Source organism: Nonomuraea sp. NPDC049486 (assembly GCF_040676925.1).
GTDB lineage: Bacteria > Actinomycetota > Actinomycetes > Streptosporangiales > Streptosporangiaceae > Nonomuraea > Nonomuraea ferruginea.
This window is the reverse complement of sequence record NZ_JBFAPV010000003.1, coordinates 700,654-721,782: the sequence shown is the minus strand read 5'-3', so window position 1 is coordinate 721,782 and position 21,129 is coordinate 700,654. Positions and strand designations below refer to the sequence as shown.

The window sequence follows — 21,129 nt, the reverse complement described above, 5'->3', positions numbered from 1 at the left end:
GACGGCGTCGGCGTCGGTCAGGCTGAACGACCAGCGGTTCTCGTCCTTGACGTACTGCAGGTAGAAGCCGCTGACCACGTCGCCGTCCTGGTTGACGACGGTGGCGAAGCCGTCGGTGTGGGCGAGCCTGACCCAGGCGCCCACCGCGTACGTCCTGGAGGTGTCGACGACCGATGCGGACGTCTCGGCATGGCCCGTCGAGCCGTCACCGCGCATCGCGGTCCCCACCTGACCGTCCACCCCCAGCGTCACGCCGCCGGCAGCGTCGTAGTCGAATGTCTCGGTGCGGGGGCTCGCGCCACCGGTCTGGGAGACCGAGCGGAGCTGGTGCCCCTGCCCTGCGGGCGCGTTGGCGTAGGACCTGACGGTGTCGGTCTCGCCGCCGATGCCGTGCCGGACTTCCCGGGTGCGGTTTCCGGTCGCGTCGTAGGAGTAGCTGTGCCAGTAGGGCGCCGGCCCGCCGACGGCGGAGACCGCCGGGACCGCCGAGCAGCCGGGCGTGGCCTGGCTCCACGCCTGAATGAGGCGCTGGAGGTGGTCGTAGTCGAAACACTGCGTATCAGTGCCCGACCGGGACACGTCCGAGATCGAGGTGAAAGACCCGGCCTGGTCGTAGGTGTAGGTAGCGTTGCGGTCCGCGCCGGTCATGCCTTCGCGCTCGGCTCGGGCGGTGGCCAGCCGGCCCGAACCGTACTCGTAGGTGAAGGTCTGCCACACCTTCTTGCCACCGGTGGTCAGCTCGTACTGCAGAGGGTCGCCGATCGCGGAGTACACGGTCGCACCGACATAGGTGCCGAGACTGCCGGTGAGGCGGGTGGCACGGGCCAACTCGTCATAGGTGGTGGTCACGCTCTCGGCGGGCAGACCGCCTGCCGCCGGGAAGCCCTGGGTGCGGACCGTGCCGTCCGGGTTGTAGGCGGTGGTGAAGGTGTAACTTCCGGCCAGGGCTCCTTCCGTCTCCGGGATGACGACGGTGTATCTGACGGCACGGCCCTGGTGGTCGTAGGCGTCGATCCGCTCGGTGTAGGGGTGGCCGTCCGTGTAGCGTCGACCTCGGTCGGCAGGCCGGTCACGGTGTCGTGGGCGGTGTCGGTGCGGGTCTGCCGCCACCCGCCGCCGTCCATGGCGGTCCAGGTGCGGGTGGTGGCGACGCCGGTCAGGACCGCGGCGGAGGTGCCCCAGGAGCGGGTGCGGGAGGCGGTCTCGTGCTGCCAGGGGGTGTTGACGGTCTTGGTGTGGACGGTCCGGTCACCACCTGCGCGCGCGTCGACAACCCTAATGCCGCATCAGGCGACGTTCGCCCTGTTGTGACGTGCGCTGATCCCGGCGCGGTGCACTTCGTCGTGGTGATCGCTGGAAGACCGCGGTGCTCCTGGGTGTTGTCTCCGAGTGTGAAGATCAGCGAAGCCTCCAGGGTCAGCGGTGTGAGTGTGAGATCGCTGCGGCACTACGAGGATGAGGGCTTGATCGTCCCTGGCCGATTCAGCAATGGGTTCCGCGACTACTGCCAGTCCACGATCGACCGGGTGCTCATCATCCGCTCGCTGCTGGAGTCCGGGCTGCCCGTACGGTTGATCAGGGAAGCCCTGCCCCGCCTCACCGACGGACCCGATGCCGGCACCGGCGTGGTGTGCGCGGAGTTCCTGCACGAGGTGCAGAGCTATCGCGATCGGCTCGCCGCGCGCATCGCGATTCTCAGCGATCAGCAGGCGGCACTCGACGCCTACCTTCGAGAAGCCTGCCGCACTGATCTCTGACAGCTACTTGACCCTGACGTAAGTGTGAGGCTCCTACCTTCGGCGCATGGAGATCAACGAGCAGCACACCGCTGAGCAGTGGGTACGAGCGCTGGTCCAGCGGTCGCACCGGGGACCGGAGGATCTGACCCTCACGGCCGATCATCGCCGCCCCACCCCAGGGCCCGGCGAGTACCTGATCCGCGTGGGCGCCGCCGGGGTCAACTTCGCTGACGTCATGCAGACCCGTGGAACTTACGGAGGAGGCCCGCAGGCGCCCTATGTGGCGGGTTTCGAGGCCGCCGGGGAGATCGTGGGTGTTGGCCCGAACGTTGAGAGGCCACTGCGGCTCGGCACCCGCGTCGTCGGAGCCGGCCCCGGCGCATTCTCGCAGTACATGACGATGCCGACTGCGGGTGTGCTGCCCGTGCCTTCCGGCTGGAGCGATGCCGAAGCCCTCGGCCTGGTGCTGAACTGGGCTACCGCCTTGGCGGCACTGAAGCCGTTGGGCGAGATCAAGACGGGTGAGGTGGTGCTCGTTCATGCCGCGGCCGGAGGCGTGGGGCAGGCCGCCGTTCGTCTCGCCCGCCACTACGGTGCACGCGTGATCGCCACGGCCTCACCAGCGAAGCACAACACCGTCGAAGCGCTCGGCGCCGACGAGATCCTCGACAGCCGGCGTCCCGATCTGGCTGAGGCGATCACCCGCCTGACCGGCGGGGTCGACCTGGTCCTGGAATCGGTGGGACAGGCCACGTTCAAAACCAGCCTGTCGGTCACCAAACCCTTCACCGGACGCGTCATCGTGTTCGGCGCCGCTTCCGGCGACGCCACCCTGACCACGCACGACCTGGTCTTCACCCACCAGGTTCAAGTCAAGGGCCTGCACATCGGTGCGCTGGCGACCGCGGTCCCGTCGATCTATCAGTCGTTGCTCGTCGAGATCGACGCTCTCATCGCCCACGGTGTGTACACGCCCGGCACCCCCCAGGTTCACCCCCTGGCTGCGGGGGCGACGGTGCTGCGGGAACTCGAAGCCGGCCGGACCCGCGGCAAACACGCCCTCGATCCGTGGCGCTAGTCGTGCCGCGTCCGGCAACCTCCGCCCTGTTCACGACCTCGCGGAGCCGTTCGTCGGCGGCATGCTTGCTCCGCCAGATGATGTACCGGCGGAACATGCCGCCCTGCTCCTTATGGCCGGCGCTGCCGATGACGGAGGGAAAGGCGCATAGGGAGAATGGTTTCAGCCTTTCCCCGTGAGTGAGGATCCCGTTGTTCGCGAGACGGCTCGATTGAGGTAGTACGCACGAAAGCGGCGGCCCGGTTCACTTCCATGCCATTAACCGGCGTAGTCCGATTAACTGCGAAAAGTCATCTCACAATGGGGCAATGACCGACCCTCGACAGCCTCATCCGGACGACCCCTGGGCCTCCCGGCCACAGCGGCCACCGATGCGACACGGGCGGCAACCGTCCCCCGATCACGCGTTCCCCCGGTCCGACTTCGGACAGTGGGACAACACCGGTCAGACCCGGGGAACCGGCCACCGGAACCACGGCCCGCAGGACCAGTTCGACCCTCGGGCCTGGCAGGACGGGTTCGGCATGAACCTGCCTCCGTATGACCCGCCGCCCAGGCGCAACACCGGCCTGATCGTCGCGCTTTCCGTCGGCCTGGCCGTGGTCCTGGTGGGCGGGGGCGTGGCCGGTGCGGCCTACTACGTCAACGCCTCCGGCTCCGCGCCCGCCGCCCAGCCGAGCACCGCGCCCTCGTTCCCCACGACGGCGCCCTGGCAGTCGGGCGAGCCGTCCGAGGAGCCCTCGCAGGAGCCGACCGCCGAGCCCGAACCGACAGCCGCGCCGGACGAGTCGGGGACGCGATTCGCGCACACCGAGTTCCAGGACTGGCGGTTCGAGTTCCAGGGCGTGCGTTACTCGGCCAAGAAAGTCGACGGCTGGACGTACGACACGTGCGACCCGGTGGACGCCCGGGGTGTGCTGGCCGGGAACAAGTGTCAGCGCGCCATTCAGATCGCCTACACGGCCTACCGCGGACATGTGAAAGCGGTGCAGGTCATGATGGAGTTCCCGACGGCCTCCGTCGCCAGGGCCACGGCCAAGAAGCTGCAGAAACAGGCGGGCAATTCGGTGAACACCCGCAGGGACATGACGCATGCCGATTTCGCCTACGGGATGATCCGTACGAACCCGTCGCAGAATTACGTGGTCGCCACGGTCGTCACCGCCGACAGGTCGGCCAAGGCCAAGGCCGAGGATTTCCACCTCTATCTGCACGCCTACGCGGCCAGCCGACTCCTGCTGCGCGACGTGACCGTCACCACGTGACCCTCGGCGGCACTGTCGCCAAGTCATCCACAAGTCATCCACAAGATCGATTCGTCACCATGTGCGGTTGTGCGTGGAAATCACAGCAGTAAATTGCGAAAGATCGCCGCAGCCGCGGTGGTCGCGATGGCGGTCGCGCTGCCCGCCCTACCGGCGGTCGCCGACGACGGCGCCGACGAGCGTCCCGACGTGCCCGTCGGCACCTGGCTGGCCGCCCGCACCCAGCCGGCGGTGCAGCTGATCAGCCTCACCTACACCGGCACGGTCGCCGTGCCGTCGAGCGCGCTCAACCAGGCCGCGTTCAACCAGCTCACCGTGCAGGCCACCGACGCCGTGACGTCCGGCAAGATCTCCGCGGACGAGCGCAGCATCGCCAAGTGGATGTTCCAGCGGATCGCCGGCAACGTGGACGCCTACCTCACCGTGAGCTCGCCGGAGCGCACCGTCGAAGCCGAGGTCGGCGGCCTGTGCACCGGCTGGTGGGTGACCCCCGACGGTTACATGGTCACCGGCGCGCACTGCGTCCAGGTCGGCGACACCGAGCTCGCGCAGATGTTCGCGCAGCAGGCGCTGGCCACGTTCAACAAGGAAGACGCGCAGGGGATCGTCAGCGGTCTGCAGGGCATCGAGACGGACGAGGAGATCCTCAAGCTCGCGCAGCAGATCTTCGTCACGTTCAACAGCACCCACATGAAGATCCGCGGCCTGCAGCAGAGCCTGACGGTTCTGCAGAGCCTGCCCGGCGGCGGCGTGGACAAGACCGCCAAGGCCGTACCGGCCGAGCTGGTCTCGGTGGGCGAGAACTACCCCGGCAAGGACTTCGCGCTGCTCAAGGTCAACGGCCAGCAGAACATGCCGACCGTGCCGCTCGGTGACGACGGCGACGTGCGCACCGGCGACACGCTCTACATCAGCGGCTTCCCCGGCCTGGTCACCAACACGGCGTTCTTCAGCCTGGAGTCGAGGCTGGAGCCGGCGCTGACCGAGGGCCCGTACAACGCCACGCGCGCGACGCAGACCGGCGTGCCGTACATCCAGACCCAGGCGCCCTCCTACCACGGCAACTCCGGCGGCCCCGTCTTCAGCAAGGACGGCAAGGTCATCGGCATGCTGATCGCCGGCACCGTGAGCGAGGGCGGCGAGGCCTCGGAGAGCGAGAGCTTCGTGCTGCCGGTGAGCATCGTCAAGGAGAAGCTCGGCGAGAAGAACATCAAGGCGGCCCAGGCCACCACGACCACCCGGTACAACGAGGCGCTGAACGACTACTTCCGTCACTACTACGAGGACGCGCTGCCGAAATTCCGCGAGGTCCAGGCGCTGTTCCCGAACCACCCGTACGTGGCCAAGTACATCAGCGACACCCAGCAGGCGATCTCCGCGGGCAAGGACCAGTCGCCCCGGCCGATGCTGATGTGGGTGCTGATCGGTGCAGGTGTGCTGGTCGCCCTGGTGGTCGCGCTGATCCTGGTCAAGGTCCTGCGCGGCCGCCGGCGTCCCCCGCCGTCCTTCCCTCCGCACCCGCCGGGCGGCGGCTACGCCCAGCCGTCGCCGTACCCGATGCAGCAGCTCCCCGCCGCCCCGCATCACCAGGCGCAGAGCCCGTACGGCTCAGGCCCGCAGCACAACAACGTCCCGTACGGCGCGGACCAGTACGGCGGCCACCAGGGCGGCCAGCACGGCCAGTACGGCGGCGGTCCCTACGGCGCCCACCAGCCGGACGGTCAGCACAGCGGCCCGCACGGCGCCGGCCCGTACGGGCATCCCGCGCCCCCGCGGGGCCGGCCCCAGCCGCCCTACGAGGACCGGACCCGCGACGTCCGTTTCGGCCAGTTCGCACCCCCACCTGACGACAGACCCTCCTGACATCCACCGGCCCGGCCCAGGCGTTCACCCGCCCTGGCCGGGCCGTCGGCTCACCGTGATACACGTGCCGGCCGGATGTGGCCTGTCAATCCTGGACGGCACCGCGGCGTTGACTCCCTTCCCGCCGGTGAAACATTGGGGTTCTCGCATCGGCAAGGAGGCCTGATGTCCACCTCGACCCCGCATTCGCACGACCCGCTCGACCAGGTCGTCGTCCAGGCGCTGACGGACGTGCACGCCCAGCACCAGGGCCTGTTCACCCAGGTCCTGGTCATGGTCGACAGCGACGTCTCGTTCGACGACGCGAACAGCTACCGGACGGCGGTCAAGGCGGCCGGCTCCGGAGGGGAGGAGCGTTACTCCCTGACCTCCGCGAGCAAGGGCGCGCACCCCCGGCCGTCCGGGATCAGCGCGGACGAGGCACGCCTGTCCAGCCGTGACAGCGAAGTCGCCGCGCTGCAGGACGCCTACGACTGGATCGAGGGACAGGGCACGCAACTCCAGAATGTCCGCACCATCCACGTCCTCGTGGTGAGCAACATCGGCCCCTGCGACGCGTGCAAGAAACGCCTGGAGTACTTCTGCGACGACGTCGTCCGGCTGTTCGACAAGCACGTCGAGGTCATGGTCGACAGCGTCTACGACACGGCCGCGGCGGGCACGACGATGAACCGGTCGGGGTTCGACTCCACGTACGGCTACTCCGGGGCGACCGCCTGCACCACCGCGTCCGGCAAAAAATTCTGGCGGCTCCGACAGGAGTTCCGCCCCAAGTAGCGAGATCGACGACACCTGACATCTCTCCGGCGAGGCCAGCTGGACATATCCCGTAAATGGCGCAGTGGAACCCCCGCCGCCGGTGTGACGGCCCTGCCTGACCGGCGCCCTTCACTGCCCGCGATCAGGGGACGTTGCGCTTCACCGAGTGCGGTCGTGGAGGCGCACCCTGGCCTGGGCCTGACCGGACGGTGCTGAAAGTGTCACCTTCCCGGACTTTTTGTCAGCTCGACAAAAAGCTAACTTGGCGCCATGACAGACGCCTCCTGGGAGCCGCCGAGCGTCCTGCTGGCCGTTGACCTGGTGATTCTGACCTTGCGCGACGCGCGCCTGTACGTCCTGCTCGTCGAACGCGGCGTCGAGCCCTTTCACGGAGCGTTCGCCCTGCCCGGAGGTTTTCTCAGCCATCAAGGCGAGGGCATCGAGGCGGCGGCGCGCCGGGAGCTCGCGGAGGAGGCCGGTCTGACCGACGTGCATCTGGAGACGATCGGCGTGTACGGCGAGCCGGGTCGCGACCCTCGCGGCCGGGTGATCTCCGTCGCGTACCTGGCGATCGCGCCCTCACTGCCGGAGCCCATCGCCGGCACGGACGCGGCCGACGCTCGCTGGACACCCGTCGAGGATGTCATCTCCGGCTCCGCACGCGTACCACTGGCATTCGACCATCAGCGGATCCTCACAGACGGCGTCGAGCGGGCGCGGGCCAAGCTCGAGCACACGACGCTCGCGACGGCATTCTGTGGGGAGCACTTCACCATCACCGAGCTTCAGCAGGTGTACGAGGCGGTGTGGGGTGTCCGGCTTGATCCTCGGAACTTCTACCGCAAGGTGCAGAGCGCGCAGGGCTTCATCGTCCCGGCGGGCCCCAAACGCCGGACGGAGAACGGCAGGCCCGCCCGGCTGTTCAAGGCAGGACCGGTCCAGTTTCTGTATCCCCCGATGGTCCGTACGAATCAGGCTTTGAGCAGTCAGGCGGCTGCGATCGCCCCCTAAGGAGGCGTGCGTTTATGGACGAGCGTCCCATCGTGATCCTCACAGCGCTGGGTCTCGAATACCAGGCCGTCCGGAAGCACCTGGACGACCTGCGCATCCACCGCCACCGTGCCGGCACTCTGTTCGAGGTCGGCCGACTGAGAGACGGCGGACGTCCTGCGGTGCTGGGGCTGGCGGGCAAGGGGAACCATCCCTCCGCCGTGCTCACCGAACGGGCGATCACCGAGTTCGACCCCTGCGCCCTGCTGTTCGTCGGCGTGGCCGGCGCTCTCTGGCCGGCCGTCGGTCTGGGCGACGTGGTGGTGGCGACCCATGTATACGCCTACCACGGCGGTACGAGCGAAGACGACGGTTTCAAGGCACGTCCGCGCACATGGGAGATCTCGCACGAAGCGGCGCAGGTGGCGCACCACGTGGATCGCCGTGGCGCCTGGGCACGGAACCTTCCCGATGCCGCAACTGTGCCGAAGGTCCGCTTCGGGCCGATCGCGGCGGGCGAGGTTGTCGCGGACTCCGCGATATCCGCGCATGCCCGGTGGGTTCGCCAGACCTACAACGACGCGCTGGCGATCGAGATGGAGGCGGCGGGCGTGGCCCAAGCCGCTCATCTGAACAAGTCCCTGCCGATGGTCGTGATACGGGGGGTGAGCGACCGGGCCGACGGCACGAAGGTGACCTCCGACGGCGCGAACTGGCAGCCGCGGGCGGTGGCGAACGCCGCCGCCTTCGCCGCGGCCCTCGCCGCCGAGCTGGCTCAGGACTCCTGCCCGGACCGGCGGGCCCGTACGGCGAGGAAGGCGGAAGGCGAATCGATGACCAGGGACGTGCGGAACATCGCATCCGGCAACGCGCAAGTCGGCGTGCAGGCCGGGATCATCCACGGCAACGTCTCCATCCGGCAGACGCCCGGCCCCGCCGCCGACCTGCCTGCGCTCCTCGCAGAGCTCCGCGACGCGCTGGCACGGGCGCGCACAGCGGGAAAGATCGACGAAGAAACGTTCGCGGCGGCTGAGGAAGAACTGGACGTCGTCTCGGAATCCCTGCCTGCGGACACCGAGCAGACCAAGAATCGCGCCCTGATAGCTCTGAAGAGACTGCGCGGGCTGCTGATGGACGTAGCCGAACTGGCGTCCAAGGTGACGGCCGTCATCACCGGAATCCGAGGCCTCTCATGACCGATCCAGGGCCCGGCACGACCAACCTCGCGGATCGTTCTGCCATGGTGGCCGTCCAGGGGGAGGCATTTCACGGCGACATCACGGTGTACATGATCCCCCCGGGCGCGTCTCCCGAGCAGGCGTTCACGGTAGGGCTCAACTGCCTGCGGGGCGGCATGGTGGGGAAGGCGAGAGAGCACATCACCCAAGCTGTCGTGGACGGTCACGTGACGAGCCGTTCCTGCTTCTACCTGCTGCTCGCCCTGCTGAGCGGCCGGACTCTGCAACAGGTGCCGGACCACGAGCTCTCCTGCCTGGCCATGGCGCAGGGGAAGATCGCCGGGCACGCCGAGGACGAGTGGACCCGGGCTGTCAGGGTGATCAACCGCCTTCTTGAGTCCCTCCGAGCAGGCGACGTCGACGCCTCCGGCGTCGAGGAGCGGCTCAGAGAGCTGAGCGACGACCGGCGGGACGAGATCCTCCGCCATCTCGAACTGTTCCTGCACGGCCCCGTTCAGAACGCTTCGTGGGCGCGCGCCTTCGCGCAGGCGAACCGGGACCGGTGCGATTCGGCACGCCTCGACCGAGTCTGGAAGTTCTTCCAGCCCAAGCCGTTCGAGCCGCGGGCCCGGCCCGCCAGGAGTCCCGACACACCGATCAGCGGCTGGATCCTGTCAGCGACCACCACAGCACTGTCGCTGACGGCCATCGGTCACGTCAGCCTCCAGGCCTGGCTGTACTCCTGGTCATCGACGGTCCTCGCGACCCTGCTCCTGGCCGCCGGCGCGTACGGGTGCGTACCCGCCGGCGTGGAGTGGCGTTATCGCAGCGAACGCCTGCGGGCCATGGATCGTGAACTGCGGACCGCCCGGCAGCGCTCCGCCGAAGGCCTGCCCCGCGGCTTCAGCAGCAGGATCGACAGGCAGTTCATCGACTACTTCGCCAGGTATGTCCCCCGCACCATCGAGAGGGAGGCATGGCTGGCTTTGACGGACGGCATTCGCCAGGTCCTTCGGGACGAGGTGATCGAGCTTTACCGGGAGAGCAAGATCGACGCAAAACGCGTCTCATGGCTCATCCGATATCTCGTGAGCGACGTGAAGGACCGCTGGCAGCGGGGACTCCTGCACCAGGACCGCGATCTGCTGCGGGTTCCTGCAGCGACCAAGGCGCGCTTCGCCCTCGGCGCCCTGGTCTCCGGCGCGGGCCTGGTCTCGCTGCTCTGGTCCGGGTTCACCATCTCGCCCTTCAGCGTCGTCGGCGCCGCGCTCCTCGCCGCGGTGGTGGGCGTCGTCGCAGTCCGCGGCTGGCTGCGCATCGTCCTGGAGTACAAGTGGTACGCCGCCGACCGGATCAGGGAAAAGCGGCAGCTGAACGAACGCCAGGCTGCCTTCGACCGGTGGACGCGCAAGCTCAAGGACAAGCCCGACGACCGGGAGATGGCGTCCTGGCTGGACTGCGACCGCAAGGCCTTGACGGAGGAGGCGATGCGGCACTACAAACTCCAACCGGACGATGTCATCGCCCACGCCTTCATCGAGGCCCCCGCGACTTCGTACAAACGAGCGCGGGTCCGCAACGGGCCCTGGCGTTACTCCCGCTACAAGCTCCTGGTCTTCCTGCTCACCGCCGACGGTGTCCGCCAGATGAGCGTCGACCTCGACTTCCAGAAGGTCACCTTCCACAACCGGAGACGGATCAACTACCGGTACGACGCCGTTGCGGCCGTTCAGGTCATCGATGCCGACGACGGTCGCCGCACGTTCGAGCTGACGCTGGTGAACGGCCACCCGATCGAGGTCGAGGTGACCGGTCCTCCGCCGAATCCCGAGTCGGAACCGGAGGAGGACCCGCGCACCGTCTCTCAGGTGACGCTCGACACCGCAGGACTCGGCAACACCCTGCACGTCCTCGAAGGCGTCGCCGCCGAAGGCAAGGAGTGGATCAAGCACGAACGCGAGCGTGAGCGAGACCGCTTGACGGATCTCGCGAACGCCGCTCGCGGCTTCTATCGATAGCCCCGATCGCCGTCCGTCCGGCCACTCGCCCCGCTCCTGCGCACAGGCGCCCGCGCGATCTCCCGCACCCCGGCGCCGGTGTGACGGCCCTGCCTGCCCGGGTAAGCAGATGCCTATGGGACGGCTGCGGCAGCTGGCCGGGAACACCCCGGCGCATCGGGATCGAGTGGTCGACCTGCTGCGCGCCGTCGCGATCATCGCCGTGGTGACGGGTCACTGGCTGGCCGTGTACGTGACGTACGACGGCGGCCTGCGGGGCGGCAGCGTGCTGGACGTCGTTCCGTGGACGCGCTGGCTGACCTGGCTGTTCCAGGTGATGCCGGTCTTCTTCCTGGTCGGCGGGGTCGCCGGCGCGGCCTCCCTCACCTCCCACCGGAAGCGCGGCGGCACCGCCGTGAGCTGGATCCTTGGCCGTACGGACCGGCTCGTCCGGCCCACCACCGCGTTCCTCGGCGTGCTCGCGGTCTGCGCCCTGGCCGCGCGGGCGCTGGGGGTCGATGCGGAGCTGGTCGGCACCGGGGTCTGGCTGGCGGCGATCCCGCTCTGGTTTCTCGTGGCGTACCTGGCCGTGGTGGTCCTCACCCCGCTGATGCACGCCCTGCACCGCAGGTACGGGCTCGCCGTGCCGATCCTGCTGACCGTGCTCGTCGGTGTGGGTGACCTGGCGCGGATGACCTCGGTCCTCGGCTTCGTGGCGTACGCCAGCTTCCTGCTCGCTTGGCTGGCCGTCTACCAGCTCGGATTCTCCTGGCAGGACGGGCGCCTGCCGTCCGGGTGGCGCGTCGGGCCGCCGCTCGCCCTGGGCGGGTTCACCGCCCTCGTGGTGATGACGGTGGCCGGGCCGTATCCGATCAGCATGGTGGGGATTCCGGGAGAGGAGATCCAGAACACCTCCCCGCCCACCCTCGCGCTGCTGGCGCTGGCCGCCACGCAGGCGGGCCTGGCCCTGTGGCTGCGCGATCCGGCCAACCGGTGGCTGCGCCGTCCGCGCCCCTGGATGGCGGTCGTGGCGGTCAACTCCGTGATCATGACGGTGTTCCTGTGGCACATGACGGCCGCGGTGATCGGCGTGGTGGCGCTGTATCCGACGGAGGTGCTGCCGGACCCGCCGGCCGGCTCCTCGTCCTGGTTCGTCCTGCGGGTGCCCTGGCTCCTCGCGCTGTCCCTGGTCCTGGCCGGCCTGGTGGCGGTGTTCGGGCCGATCGAGCGGCGCGCCGGTCCACGGCCCGATCCGCACAGTTCGCCGATCGTGTCGGCCGTCGCCGGGATGGCGGGCGTGCTGGCCGGTCTGCTCGTCGCCGCGGTGGCGGGCCCCGGCGACCACGGCCCCACCGGTCTGTCGACCCCGGCCCTCGTCGCCTACTTCGCCGGGGCGACCGTCCTCCGCCATGCCCGCCGAACCTAAAGCGCAGGTCAAGGCAGGTGCAGCGCTTAACTCAGCCTTAAGCAGCCACATGCACTCTTGGGGTAACACCTGCACATCGGGGAGGAAACCTCACATGACCACTGAGCCGGAAACCGCGGGGAACCAGCCGTCCAAGCGCCGCTTCCCGCGTACCCTGCTGCTCGCCGCCACCGCCGCGCTCGTCGTCGCCACCGGCGCCGGCGTCGCCACCGCGGCGGCCACACCCCCGTCGGGCACCCCCGCCCCCGCCCCCACGGCCACCGAGTCCCCGTCGACCGGCCCGTCCGACAAGCCTTCCAAGAAGGAGGACCGCCGGCACTGGGACGGTCCCAAGATCAACCTCCACGGCGAGTTCGTGGTGCGGGAAGGCGAGGGCGAGTACGTCACCGTCGCCACCCAGCGCGGCGAGGTCACGGCCGTCGACCAGGACTCGCTCACCGTCAAGAGCGAGGACGGCTACTCCAGGGAGTACGCGGTCGGCGCCGACACCCGGATCAACCGCGACGCCACCATCGACACGGTGAAGACCGGGCAGAAGGTCTCCGTCCTGGCGAAGGTGGACGGCGAGACGGCCACCGCCGTCGCGATCCGGGCCAAGTCCGAGGGCGAGGGGAAGGGGAAGGACCGGCGCCACATGGACGGGCCGCACGAGCACCGTCACGGCAAGCCGGAGTCTTCCTGACCACTGCCGACTGTCAAGCCGGGCGCCCGGCTTGACAGAGGCATTGACCTCAGGTAGTCACTTCATTACCTTGTGTAGCCGTCAGGGAAGGGCGTGGCACCCTGGAAGCGAACCCGCCGGGCGTGCCCCGCCCGCGTCACGATCTCCGCGTCCCGGCCGAGCTGGTCGCGACGGCCGGGCGCGGGCTCGGCGCCGGTGGCCGGCCGCGCAAGCGCGTGCTGGTCATCGGAGCCGGGATGGCCGGGCTGGTCGCCGCCTACGAGCTGATGCGCCAGGGCCACGAGCCCGTGGTCCTGGAGGCCCAGCAGCGGGCCGGCGGGCGGGTGCTGACCCTGCGCGACTTCGCCCCCGGTCTGTACGCGGAAGCGGGGGCGATGCGCATACCCCGCGTGCACGATCTCACCCTCGCCTACTGCGAACGGTTCGGGCTGCCCCTGCGCCCCTTCGTCATGAACAACCCCCGGACGCTCGCGTACATCCAGGGTGTCCGGACGACCATCGGCGAGCTGGGGCGCAACCCGCAGCTCGTCGACTTCGGCCTGGCCGAGCACGAGCGCGGCCGCACCTACGAGGATCTGTGGCGCACCGCCACCCAGGAGATCCACGACCTTTACGCGCTGGAGGGCGAGAAGGCGCTCGACCGCATCTGCGCCGAGTACGACCGCTACTCCATCCGCGGCTTCCTGCGCGAGCGTGGGTTCTCCGAGGGGGCGATCGAGCTCTACGGCGTGATGAGCTTCCGCGAGTCCAACCTCAACGCGGCCGTCATCGAGCAGTTCCGCGAGATCGTCGGGCGGGCGTTCGAGGACATGCAGGAGATCGTGGGCGGCGCCGACCGGCTGCCCGTCGCGTTCTACCGCGAGCTGAGGCGCCACATCCGGTTCGGCCACGAGGTGACGGCCATCGAGCAGGACGACCACTCGGTGACCCTGCACGTCCGTACGGGCTCGGGCCGCACGTCGATCACCGGCGACCACGCCATCTGCGCCATCCCGTTCTCCGTGCTGCGCGACGTCGAGACCAGGCCCGCCTTCTCCCGCCGCAAGCAGCGCGCCATCCGCGAGCTCAACTACAACGCCTCCACCAAGATCCTGCTGCAGGTGCGGCGGGCGTTCTGGGAGCGGACCGACGGCATCGTCGGCGGCACCACGGTCACCGACCTGCCGATCCGGCGCATCTGCTACCCCTCGCATCCCGCCGACGGCGACGAGCGGGCGGTCCTGCTGGCGGCCTACACCTGGGGGCAGGACGCGCTGCGCTGGGGCGCGATGCCCGCCCAGAAACGCATCGAGCAGGCGCTCGAAGACGTCGCCAAGATCCACCCGGAGATCTACGACCACTTCGAGTTCGGCGTCTCCCACGCCTGGTACAACGACCCGTACGCGGCCGGAGCGTTCGCCCTCTTCGAGCCCCACCAGCAGACGGCCCTGCACGACGCCATCATCGCCCCCGAGGGCCGCGTCCACTTCGCCGGCGAACACTGCTCGCTCTGGCACGCCTGGATCGAAGGCGCACTCGAATCAGGACTCAGCGCCGCCCGCGCCGTCCACGAAGCGAACTGACCCACCCCGAGCGAGTCCGTCCCGTACGAGGCAGCCGTGCCGCGTCAAGGGCGGGCCCGGGCGGCGTAGCGGTGCAGGTGGGTCGCGGCCTCGTCGAGGTCGGTGACGGCGGCGGCGCAGGCGGCGACGTGGGCGTTCACCGAGGCTCGCAGCCACGGCGGCGCGACGCCGGCCGCCTCCAGCCGCGCCCCGATCTCGCGCAGGCGCTCGGCGCAGGCGGCGAGCGCGCGGGCGTCCGAGCGCAACACCTCGGCGTGCGTGGCGAGCCCTGCGTGTTCGACCGGCATTTCTCCTCCATCAGCGGATCACCAGCAGGACGGCGACACTTCTCCGGCAACAGGCGGGCGGTCACGGGGAGTGCAGGGGGACGGCGGCGTCTCTGAGGGTTTGGCGGGCGGGCGAGGACAAGGACAACAGAGGGCTGGCGCCGTCGAGCCCGAGGGCGCGTACCCGCTCGGCCAGGGGATGCGCCGAGCCCGGTTCGGCCGTCAGCCGCAGCAAGGGCAGGGGGTGGAGACGTCCAGGGCCGCGGACCCGTACGCATGAGCGCAGCGTGCCGGCACCGGTCCCGGCCGTGTAGCCGACCAGGTCGCGGTCGCCGACGGGCAGGAAGGGGCCGAGTCTCCCGGAGAGGGTGAAGGCGTCGCCGACGGTGACCCGCGCCCGCCCCGCGGCGAGCCGCACATCGACGGGCTCCAGATGCGTCTCACCACCCCACAGCCGCGGCGCGACGGCACGGACGGCCTCGGTGTCGACGGCCGACCCGACGAGCAGGCTGCCCGAACGCCGCCGCCCCGCGCTCCGCAGCAGGTCGGGCCAGAGCGAGGGCGACCGCCACGGGCCGGGCACGACGACGCCGAGGTGCGCCTCCCGGTAGCCGCCGAAGCTGGTGTCCCGGTTCCAGGCCGCGTGCACGGCGACCAGGGCGCGGCCCGCGACGAGCAGGGGCCCGAACCCGGTCCCCTCCAGCACCCCGGCCACCGCCTCCCGGTCGGCGGCGAACAGCGCGGTGAGCGCGCTGCCGCGACGGCACCTGATCGGCAGCTCGACCGACCCGTCCAGCGAGTAGGTCGGCACGGTCAGGAACGGGAAACCCGCCGGATCGGGCGCGCGGTCGAACAGCTGGTACGCCTGGGACCGCACGACCCGCCCCCGGTAGGGCGCGAGCCGGTCGTCGATGTGGTCGCGGGCCTCGGGCAGGTCGCGGGCGAGGTTGTCGATGTAGTGCTCCAGCCGGTGGCAGAGCGGGAACAGGTGGGTGGAGTCGTAGTAGTCGACGACGTACCAGCCGGGGTTCAGGTCGAAGCAGTTGCCCGCGCCCTGTCCGTCGAGGGTGGGGATGATGTCGTGCTGGTTGGTGACGCTGGCCACCCAGGTGCGCGGGTCGGCGGGCCGCTTGAAGTCGACGGGCGATCCGACGGCGATGACGTGGGTGACGGTGAACCTGGCGCAGAAGCCGGAGTCCTGCGCCAGGTTCATGATCGCCGCACCGCCCGCGCTGTGCCCGACGAGCGCCACCTCGGCGCCCTCGGGCAGCCCGTAGTCGGCGACGGCCCTGGCCAGCGCGCGGCTGTAGGGGCTGCTGTCGAGCACGGCGCTGCTGAACGCGCCGAGCAGGTCCTGGGGCGAGTCGCCGTCGAGCAGCCCCGCCATGCCCGGCACCTGGACGACGTGCCGGACCACCCCGTCAGGGCCCTGGACGCTCTGGACGAGGATCCGCCCGGTGGGGCCGATGACGCTGATGTTGCCCAGGAACCCGAGCAGTGATCCCCGGTCGCCGAGCCGGGCGGACTCGGCGTCGCTCAGGTCGGTCCGGCGGGCGGCGCCCTCCCCGGTGTCGAGGACGGCGATGGCACGGTTGCTGATGCCGGTGATCGGGTCGGCGGTGGCGCGGCCCCGGCCGGTCGCGATGAGCCAGGCGGTGGCGTCGTTCAGCGGGTTCTCGTCCAGGAGCGCCCGCAGCGCGAGGACCTCACCGAAGACGGGGGCGAGCCTGCTGAGCCCGCGCACCGCGCCGCGGTCCTTCAGCAGGGCGCGCAGGGCGCGGACGGCTTCCAGGTCACGGTCGGCCGCGGCCGCGTCGACGAGCCGGGCGATCATCGGGTCTTCGGCCAGCTCGGGGTGGTCCACCGCGACGGCGGCGATGCGCAGCCGCAGCGACGTGGCCAGCACGCGTACGACCAGGCTCTCGGCCCCGGCCATGGCGCCTGCCTTGGCGGCCAGGGTGACCAGCGGACCGCCGGTGAGCGCGTACCCGAGACCGCGGCGGCCGGTGGTGGCCCGCAGCAGCGCACGGCAGGCGGACCGGCCCTCGGCGGGGGCACGCGGCAGGCCACGCAATAGCTCGCCGTCGGTGAGCGCGGCCGTCGCGTGACCCGCCGCCTCCCGAAGGGTGACCGCGACATCGACCACCTCCCGGGCAGCGGCACGCAGCAACGCGGCGGCCGATCCAGACGAACCGACCGGGGACGCCTCGGACGGGTCAGGCGGACCGACCGCGCCAGACGCGCCGACCCCGCCAGGTGGAGCGACCAGGTCGGACGGACTGGACGGGACAGACGGGGACGGGTCGGGAGGGCAGGTCATGTGAAGGCCTGCCGGGTCATGCTGACGAAGCGGGGGGTCGGGTCTTCGGGGGTGTTGCGGCGTACCACGTCGGCGAGGGTGCGGGTGGCCGTGATGATCCGCACGCCGGTCGGGGAGAAGGTGGCGGCGTTGAACACGCGCGGCGCCAGCAGCGGGTTGGTGAGCGCCTGGGAGAAGGCGTCGATGGCGATGATCTTGGTGAGCAGCGGCGGCAGGATCGCGTCCGGGGACCCGGGTTCCTCCGCGAAGAGTCCCACGTACAGGTCGAGGTCGTCGACGCCGCGGTAGAGGTCGCGCAGCGCGCCGGAGACCCGCGCGTCGCCGGAGACGTGCTCGAACCGGCGCACCCGGGGGAAGCGGCAGTGTCGCCGGTAGTCGTTGTACGAGGCCAGCCCGAGCACGCGCGAGTCGGCGATGCTCGCCGCGTCGACCTCCCGCAGCAGCGGGTCGGTGTTGAACAGCCCGATGCGGCCGGCCCGCTGGCGTGAGGCGTCCTCGAAGAGCCGGCCGAGCCCGGGGCCGGGGATCAGCGTGCCGCCGATCATGGTCTGGGCCAGGGGCAGGTCGTGCCCGCCCACGGACAGGTGGGACGGGATGAGGCTGTGCCAGCGGTAGACGAGGTTGAACTCCACCGAGGCCCAGTTCTCCCGGTGCCAGGGGGCGTGCGCCAGCAGCGCCGACAGCTTCGGGTCCAGGGTGAACCGGAAGTGGTAGGGGGTGATGTGGTTGATGTACTCCTCGACCACGAGTTTGATCAGCAGCACGATGAGGATGTTGCGGGCCGTCTGGAACAACCGCTCGTCGTCCCAGCGCGGATGGTTCTTGGCGAGCAGCCGGGCCACCCGGTTGTGCTCGCGCAGGAACAACACCGTGAGCATGGTGAAGCCGAGCTGGATGTTGCCCCGGTCGCTGCCGGTGGCGAAGAGCGTGTCGCGCTGCTCGTCGCTGAGCTCGTCGAAGCGGATGACGCGCAGCGGGGCGAACTCGGGCTTGATCTTGCCGTTCTCGCACAGGAAGGGCGGGAACTCCCCGCCGTCGAGCAACTGGCTCTTCAGCAGCCCGCCGTCGAAGGTGCGCAGCGCGGCGGTCGCCCGCTCGTCGAGGCCGTAGACCTGGTTGAGGTCGATGTGGTGGTTGGAGCTGTTCTTGCGCGGGTCGCGCGGGATGTTCACGTCGCCGCGCAGGAAGCCGTCGGTGAACCATTGGGCGAAGTACGCGAACAGCACCGTGGAGCGCGGGCAGTGGATCATGGACTCGCCGCGGGTGAACAGCTCGGCGGCCCGCTCGGGCGTGGGCCTCCTGTCGTCGGCCACGGTGATCGGGGGCAGGTGGCGCCCGCTGTAGGTGCGGTCGGTCAGCGAGGCCCAGGAGGTGTAGCCGGCCATGGTGCTCAGCGGCTCCGGCCGCGGTGGCATCTCGCGGATCGCCTGGTCGATCAGGGTCGCGTTGACCCTGCGCCGCACCGGATCGACCCGCTGCAGGAGGTCCCAGAACGGCCGGCCGCTGGTCAGGGCCAGGAACCTGAGCCGGTTGACGAGCCCGTCGGAGGCGACGCCGCGCGCTGTCGTGCTGCCCGCCATCGTCAGCCCTCCCCCCGCTCGGTGCCGAGCCCGACGACGAAGCGGTCGGGGAAGATGCCGAGGGCGCGCTCGACAGCGCCTTCCGGCGGGGGCAGCAGGCGGACGCCGGGACGCAGCAGCAGACGCCGTACGGTCTCGCTCACGACGACCCTGGCCGGATGGACGCCCAGGCAGGCGTGGTGGCCGTGGCCGAAGAACAGGTGGTGGTGCGCCGGGCGGTCGAGGCGGAACTCGCCCGGCTCCGGCACCACGTCGGCGTCGAACATGGCCGAGGCGGGCGCCGCGAGCACGAACGTGCCCGCCGGGATCGGCGTGGCGCGCGGCGTGCCCGCCGCCAGCACGTGATCGCGCTCGCACAGCCTCGGCAGCAGCTTGAAGAACGGGTTGAACCGCAGCGCCTCCCAGACGTAACGGTCGAACCGCTCGGGGTCCCCCGCCGCCTCGACGGCCTCCGCCAGCACCTCCGGACGCATCAGCAGCTGCTCGACCGCCTCCGTCATGGCTCCGGGCGCGCTCTCCACGAAGCCCAGCGGCAGCCCGGCCATGTTGATCAGGATGCGGTCGTCGGGCACCTGCGAGGAGCGGACGAGCCGGGCGAAGATGTCGTCGGGCGGATCGGGCGCCGCCCGGTATTCGGCGAGCCGCTCGCGCAGGTAGGCGATCATCTCCGTGCCGGCTCGTACGGACGCGGCCTGGATCTCCGGATCGCCGTGGAAGTTGGCGAAGCCGTCGGTGACGACGGCGCGCGTCCACCGCGACAGGGTCTGCGGGTCGGGGCCGGGGAAGCCGAAGTAGTGGGCGCACACCCCCAGGGCGACGGGCCTGAACAGCCCGCCGACCGTCTCGACGCGCCCGCCGGGCGAGGCGGCGTCGAGCAGCTCGTCGGCGAGGTTCCCGGCGAGCTCGCGCACCCCGGCCACGTCGCCGGGGTCGAGCATGACCTGCATCAGGCCCTTCTCGCGCCAGTTCATCGCGGTGGAGTCCCTGCCGAGCATGAACGGCCCGCCCAGGGCGGCGTCGAGCCGCGGGCCGAAGGCCCGGACCGAGAAGATCTCCTCGCGGGAGAGCACCTCGGTGACGTCGGCGTGGCGGGTCACGACCGTGAAGGCGGGCGTGACGAGGATGGGACGCCGCTCGCGCAGCTCGGCGAACAGGCCGCGCCAGTCGCTCCGGATCCACTCTCTGACCAGCCCGAACGCGGACATCGGAGCGCTGGCGAGCGCCTCGTCGTACCTCTCCAGATAGCCGCCCGTGGTCGTCTGGCCGACAGCACCCATTCCGTGGACCTTTCCGCATGGTTCCGGAGCGATCATCAATGATCACGTTGTGCAACCACAATCTAGGGAGACCCTCTGCGTTTCTTCATGGCTACGGAGCGCATTGTTCTGCCTCCTTATAGTAATCGAGTCGTCACTGTCAGGTCATAGCCGCACTCCAGGACCCCCGCCGTTGAATGGGGAGCCGGGGTCACCACAGGGAGGAAGCTTGACGTCAGCCATTCCACGCCGGAGCGCGGCGGAGACGGTGGCGGTCACCACGGGCCGCCGCACCGCCTATCTGGTCGTCCTGGTCGTGCTGCCCGTGCTGCTCCTCGGGCTCGCGGTGCCGGCCGCCTGGGGCTGGGGCATCGGCCCGCGCGACCTGGTCATCGCCGCCGTGATGTACGCGGTGAGCATCTTCGGCATCGCCGTCGGCTACCACCGGCTGTTCACCCACCGCGCCTTCCGCTGCAACCGGGCGCTCAGGGTCGCGCTCATGCTGGCGGGCGGCATGGCCGTCGAAGGGCCGGTCACGCTGTGGGCGGCCGAGCACCGCAGGCACCACAAGTACGCCGACCGCGAGGGCGACCCGCACTCCCCGTGGCGCTACGGCGAGAGCGGCCTGGGCCTGCTGCGCGGCATGCTGCACGCGCACGTCGGCTGGTTCTACACCGCCCGGCGCCGCTCCAGCACCCGCCACTGGGTGCCCGACCTGCTGTCCGACCCGGACGTGCGGCGCTTCGACGCCGCCTACCCGGCCGTCGTGGCCCTCTCGTTCGCGCTGCCCGCCGCCGCCGGAGGGCTGTGGTCGATGTCGTGGGCGGGCGCCTGGACCGCCTTCTTCTGGGGCGGGCTCGTCCGTTACGCGGTCGTCCACCACGTCACCTGGTCGGTCAACTCGGTCGCCCACACCTTCGGCGACCGCCCGTTCCGCACCCGCGACCGGTCGTCCAACGTGTGGTGGGTGGCGCTGCTGACGTTCGGCGAAGGCTGGCACAACTGGCACCACGCGGAGCCCGCCTGCGCCCGCCACGGCGTGCTCAAGGGCCAGCTCGACCCCAGCGCGCGGCTGATCCGCTGGTTCGAGCGGGCGGGCTGGGCGCACGGCGTGCGCTGGCCCGACCCCGCCCGCCTCTCCGCCCACCGCACCGACCGCCTGCCCTGA

At 70.3% G+C, this 21,129-nt stretch carries 16 protein-coding genes; 12 read left to right on the top strand and 4 right to left on the bottom strand.

The window, feature by feature from the left end; all coding sequences use genetic code 11:
* Positions 1 to 1,391: 1,391 nt before the first annotated feature.
* From AB0K05_RS12160 to AB0K05_RS12110, 11 genes are all read left to right on the top strand, one after another.
* A complete protein-coding gene (locus AB0K05_RS12160) occupies positions 1,392 to 1,757 on the top strand; it encodes a MerR family transcriptional regulator (protein WP_148034793.1) in 366 nt (121 codons plus the stop codon).
* Positions 1,758 to 1,803: 46 nt separating this feature from the next.
* Entirely contained in the window at positions 1,804 to 2,817 is a 1,014-nt protein-coding gene (locus AB0K05_RS12155) for an NADPH:quinone oxidoreductase family protein (protein WP_271274987.1), read from the top strand.
* 524 nt (positions 2,818 to 3,341) lie between these two features.
* Positions 3,342 to 4,082 carry a hypothetical protein gene (locus AB0K05_RS12150; RefSeq protein WP_364228774.1) on the top strand — a complete coding sequence of 247 codons (741 nt, stop codon included), beginning with the start codon at positions 3,342 to 3,344 and terminating at the stop codon, positions 4,080 to 4,082.
* A 93-nt stretch (positions 4,083 to 4,175) separates the two neighbouring features.
* Positions 4,176 to 5,945 carry a serine protease gene (locus tag AB0K05_RS12145; RefSeq protein WP_364228772.1) on the top strand — a complete coding sequence of 590 codons (1,770 nt, stop codon included), beginning with the start codon at positions 4,176 to 4,178 and terminating at the stop codon, positions 5,943 to 5,945.
* Between the two features lie 165 nt (positions 5,946 to 6,110).
* Positions 6,111 to 6,722 carry a hypothetical protein gene (locus AB0K05_RS12140; protein ID WP_271274990.1) on the top strand — a complete coding sequence of 204 codons (612 nt, stop codon included), beginning with the start codon at positions 6,111 to 6,113 and terminating at the stop codon, positions 6,720 to 6,722.
* Between the two features lie 252 nt (positions 6,723 to 6,974).
* Positions 6,975 to 7,715 carry an NUDIX hydrolase gene (locus AB0K05_RS12135; RefSeq protein WP_271274991.1) on the top strand — a complete coding sequence of 247 codons (741 nt, stop codon included), beginning with the start codon at positions 6,975 to 6,977 and terminating at the stop codon, positions 7,713 to 7,715.
* A 14-nt stretch (positions 7,716 to 7,729) separates the two neighbouring features.
* Positions 7,730 to 8,890: a 5'-methylthioadenosine/S-adenosylhomocysteine nucleosidase gene (locus AB0K05_RS12130; protein ID WP_271274992.1), complete on the top strand. Its 1,161-nt coding sequence runs from the start codon at positions 7,730 to 7,732 to the stop codon at positions 8,888 to 8,890.
* The gene (locus tag AB0K05_RS12125) at positions 8,887 to 10,890 is read left to right on the top strand and encodes a hypothetical protein (RefSeq protein WP_271274993.1); all 2,004 of its coding nucleotides are present in this window, start codon (positions 8,887 to 8,889) and stop codon (positions 10,888 to 10,890) included. Before AB0K05_RS12130 ends, AB0K05_RS12125 begins: the two co-directional genes overlap by 4 nt.
* A gap of 115 nt (positions 10,891 to 11,005) precedes the next feature.
* Entirely contained in the window at positions 11,006 to 12,295 is a 1,290-nt protein-coding gene (locus AB0K05_RS12120) for an acyltransferase (RefSeq protein ID WP_364228769.1), read from the top strand.
* A 94-nt stretch (positions 12,296 to 12,389) separates the two neighbouring features.
* Positions 12,390 to 12,977 (top strand): hypothetical protein, encoded by a 588-nt coding sequence (locus AB0K05_RS12115; RefSeq protein ID WP_364228767.1) that lies wholly within the window; start codon positions 12,390 to 12,392, stop codon positions 12,975 to 12,977.
* Between the two features lie 122 nt (positions 12,978 to 13,099).
* On the top strand, positions 13,100 to 14,539 hold the full coding sequence (locus AB0K05_RS12110; RefSeq protein WP_364228765.1) for a flavin monoamine oxidase family protein: 1,440 nt from the start codon (positions 13,100 to 13,102) through the stop codon (positions 14,537 to 14,539).
* A 44-nt stretch (positions 14,540 to 14,583) separates the two neighbouring features.
* Here the strand turns inward: AB0K05_RS12110 and AB0K05_RS12105 are convergent, their stop codons facing one another.
* The 4 genes from AB0K05_RS12105 to AB0K05_RS12090 form a co-directional block, all read right to left on the bottom strand.
* A complete protein-coding gene (locus AB0K05_RS12105; protein ID WP_364228763.1) occupies positions 14,584 to 14,826 on the bottom strand; it encodes a hypothetical protein in 243 nt (80 codons plus the stop codon).
* 61 nt (positions 14,827 to 14,887) lie between these two features.
* Positions 14,888 to 16,975, bottom strand: coding sequence for a hypothetical protein (locus tag AB0K05_RS12100; protein WP_364228761.1), 2,088 nt, complete (start codon positions 16,973 to 16,975; stop codon positions 14,888 to 14,890).
* A 146-nt stretch (positions 16,976 to 17,121) separates the two neighbouring features.
* Complete coding sequence (locus AB0K05_RS12095; RefSeq protein ID WP_364228759.1) at positions 17,122 to 18,705, bottom strand: peroxidase family protein; 1,584 nt, start codon at positions 18,703 to 18,705, stop codon at positions 17,122 to 17,124.
* A 2-nt stretch (positions 18,706 to 18,707) separates the two neighbouring features.
* On the bottom strand, positions 18,708 to 19,982 hold the full coding sequence (locus AB0K05_RS12090) for a cytochrome P450 (RefSeq protein ID WP_364228757.1): 1,275 nt from the start codon (positions 19,980 to 19,982) through the stop codon (positions 18,708 to 18,710).
* Positions 19,983 to 20,190: 208 nt separating this feature from the next.
* Between AB0K05_RS12090 and AB0K05_RS12085 the strand changes: the two genes are divergently transcribed.
* Positions 20,191 to 21,129 carry an acyl-CoA desaturase gene (locus AB0K05_RS12085; protein ID WP_271275001.1) on the top strand — a complete coding sequence of 313 codons (939 nt, stop codon included), beginning with the start codon at positions 20,191 to 20,193 and terminating at the stop codon, positions 21,127 to 21,129.

Bases quoted from the DNA above. Each gene is read 5' to 3' on its own strand.
- AB0K05_RS12155 (WP_271274987.1), top strand. From the start codon at position 1,804: ATGGAGATCAACGAGCAGCACACCGCTGAGCAGTGGGTACGAGCGCTG.
- AB0K05_RS12150 (WP_364228774.1), top strand. From the start codon at position 3,342: ATGAACCTGCCTCCGTATGACCCGCCGCCCAGGCGCAACACCGGCCTG.
- AB0K05_RS12140 (WP_271274990.1), top strand. From the start codon at position 6,111: ATGTCCACCTCGACCCCGCATTCGCACGACCCGCTCGACCAGGTCGTC.
- AB0K05_RS12135 (WP_271274991.1), top strand. From the start codon at position 6,975: ATGACAGACGCCTCCTGGGAGCCGCCGAGCGTCCTGCTGGCCGTTGAC.
- AB0K05_RS12130 (WP_271274992.1), top strand. From the start codon at position 7,730: ATGGACGAGCGTCCCATCGTGATCCTCACAGCGCTGGGTCTCGAATAC.
- AB0K05_RS12125 (WP_271274993.1), top strand. From the start codon at position 8,887: ATGACCGATCCAGGGCCCGGCACGACCAACCTCGCGGATCGTTCTGCC.
- AB0K05_RS12120 (WP_364228769.1), top strand. From the start codon at position 11,006: ATGGGACGGCTGCGGCAGCTGGCCGGGAACACCCCGGCGCATCGGGAT.
- AB0K05_RS12115 (WP_364228767.1), top strand. From the start codon at position 12,390: ATGACCACTGAGCCGGAAACCGCGGGGAACCAGCCGTCCAAGCGCCGC.
- AB0K05_RS12105 (WP_364228763.1), bottom strand. From the start codon at position 14,826: ATGCCGGTCGAACACGCAGGGCTCGCCACGCACGCCGAGGTGTTGCGC.
- AB0K05_RS12095 (WP_364228759.1), bottom strand. From the start codon at position 18,705: ATGGCGGGCAGCACGACAGCGCGCGGCGTCGCCTCCGACGGGCTCGTC.
- AB0K05_RS12090 (WP_364228757.1), bottom strand. From the start codon at position 19,982: ATGGGTGCTGTCGGCCAGACGACCACGGGCGGCTATCTGGAGAGGTAC.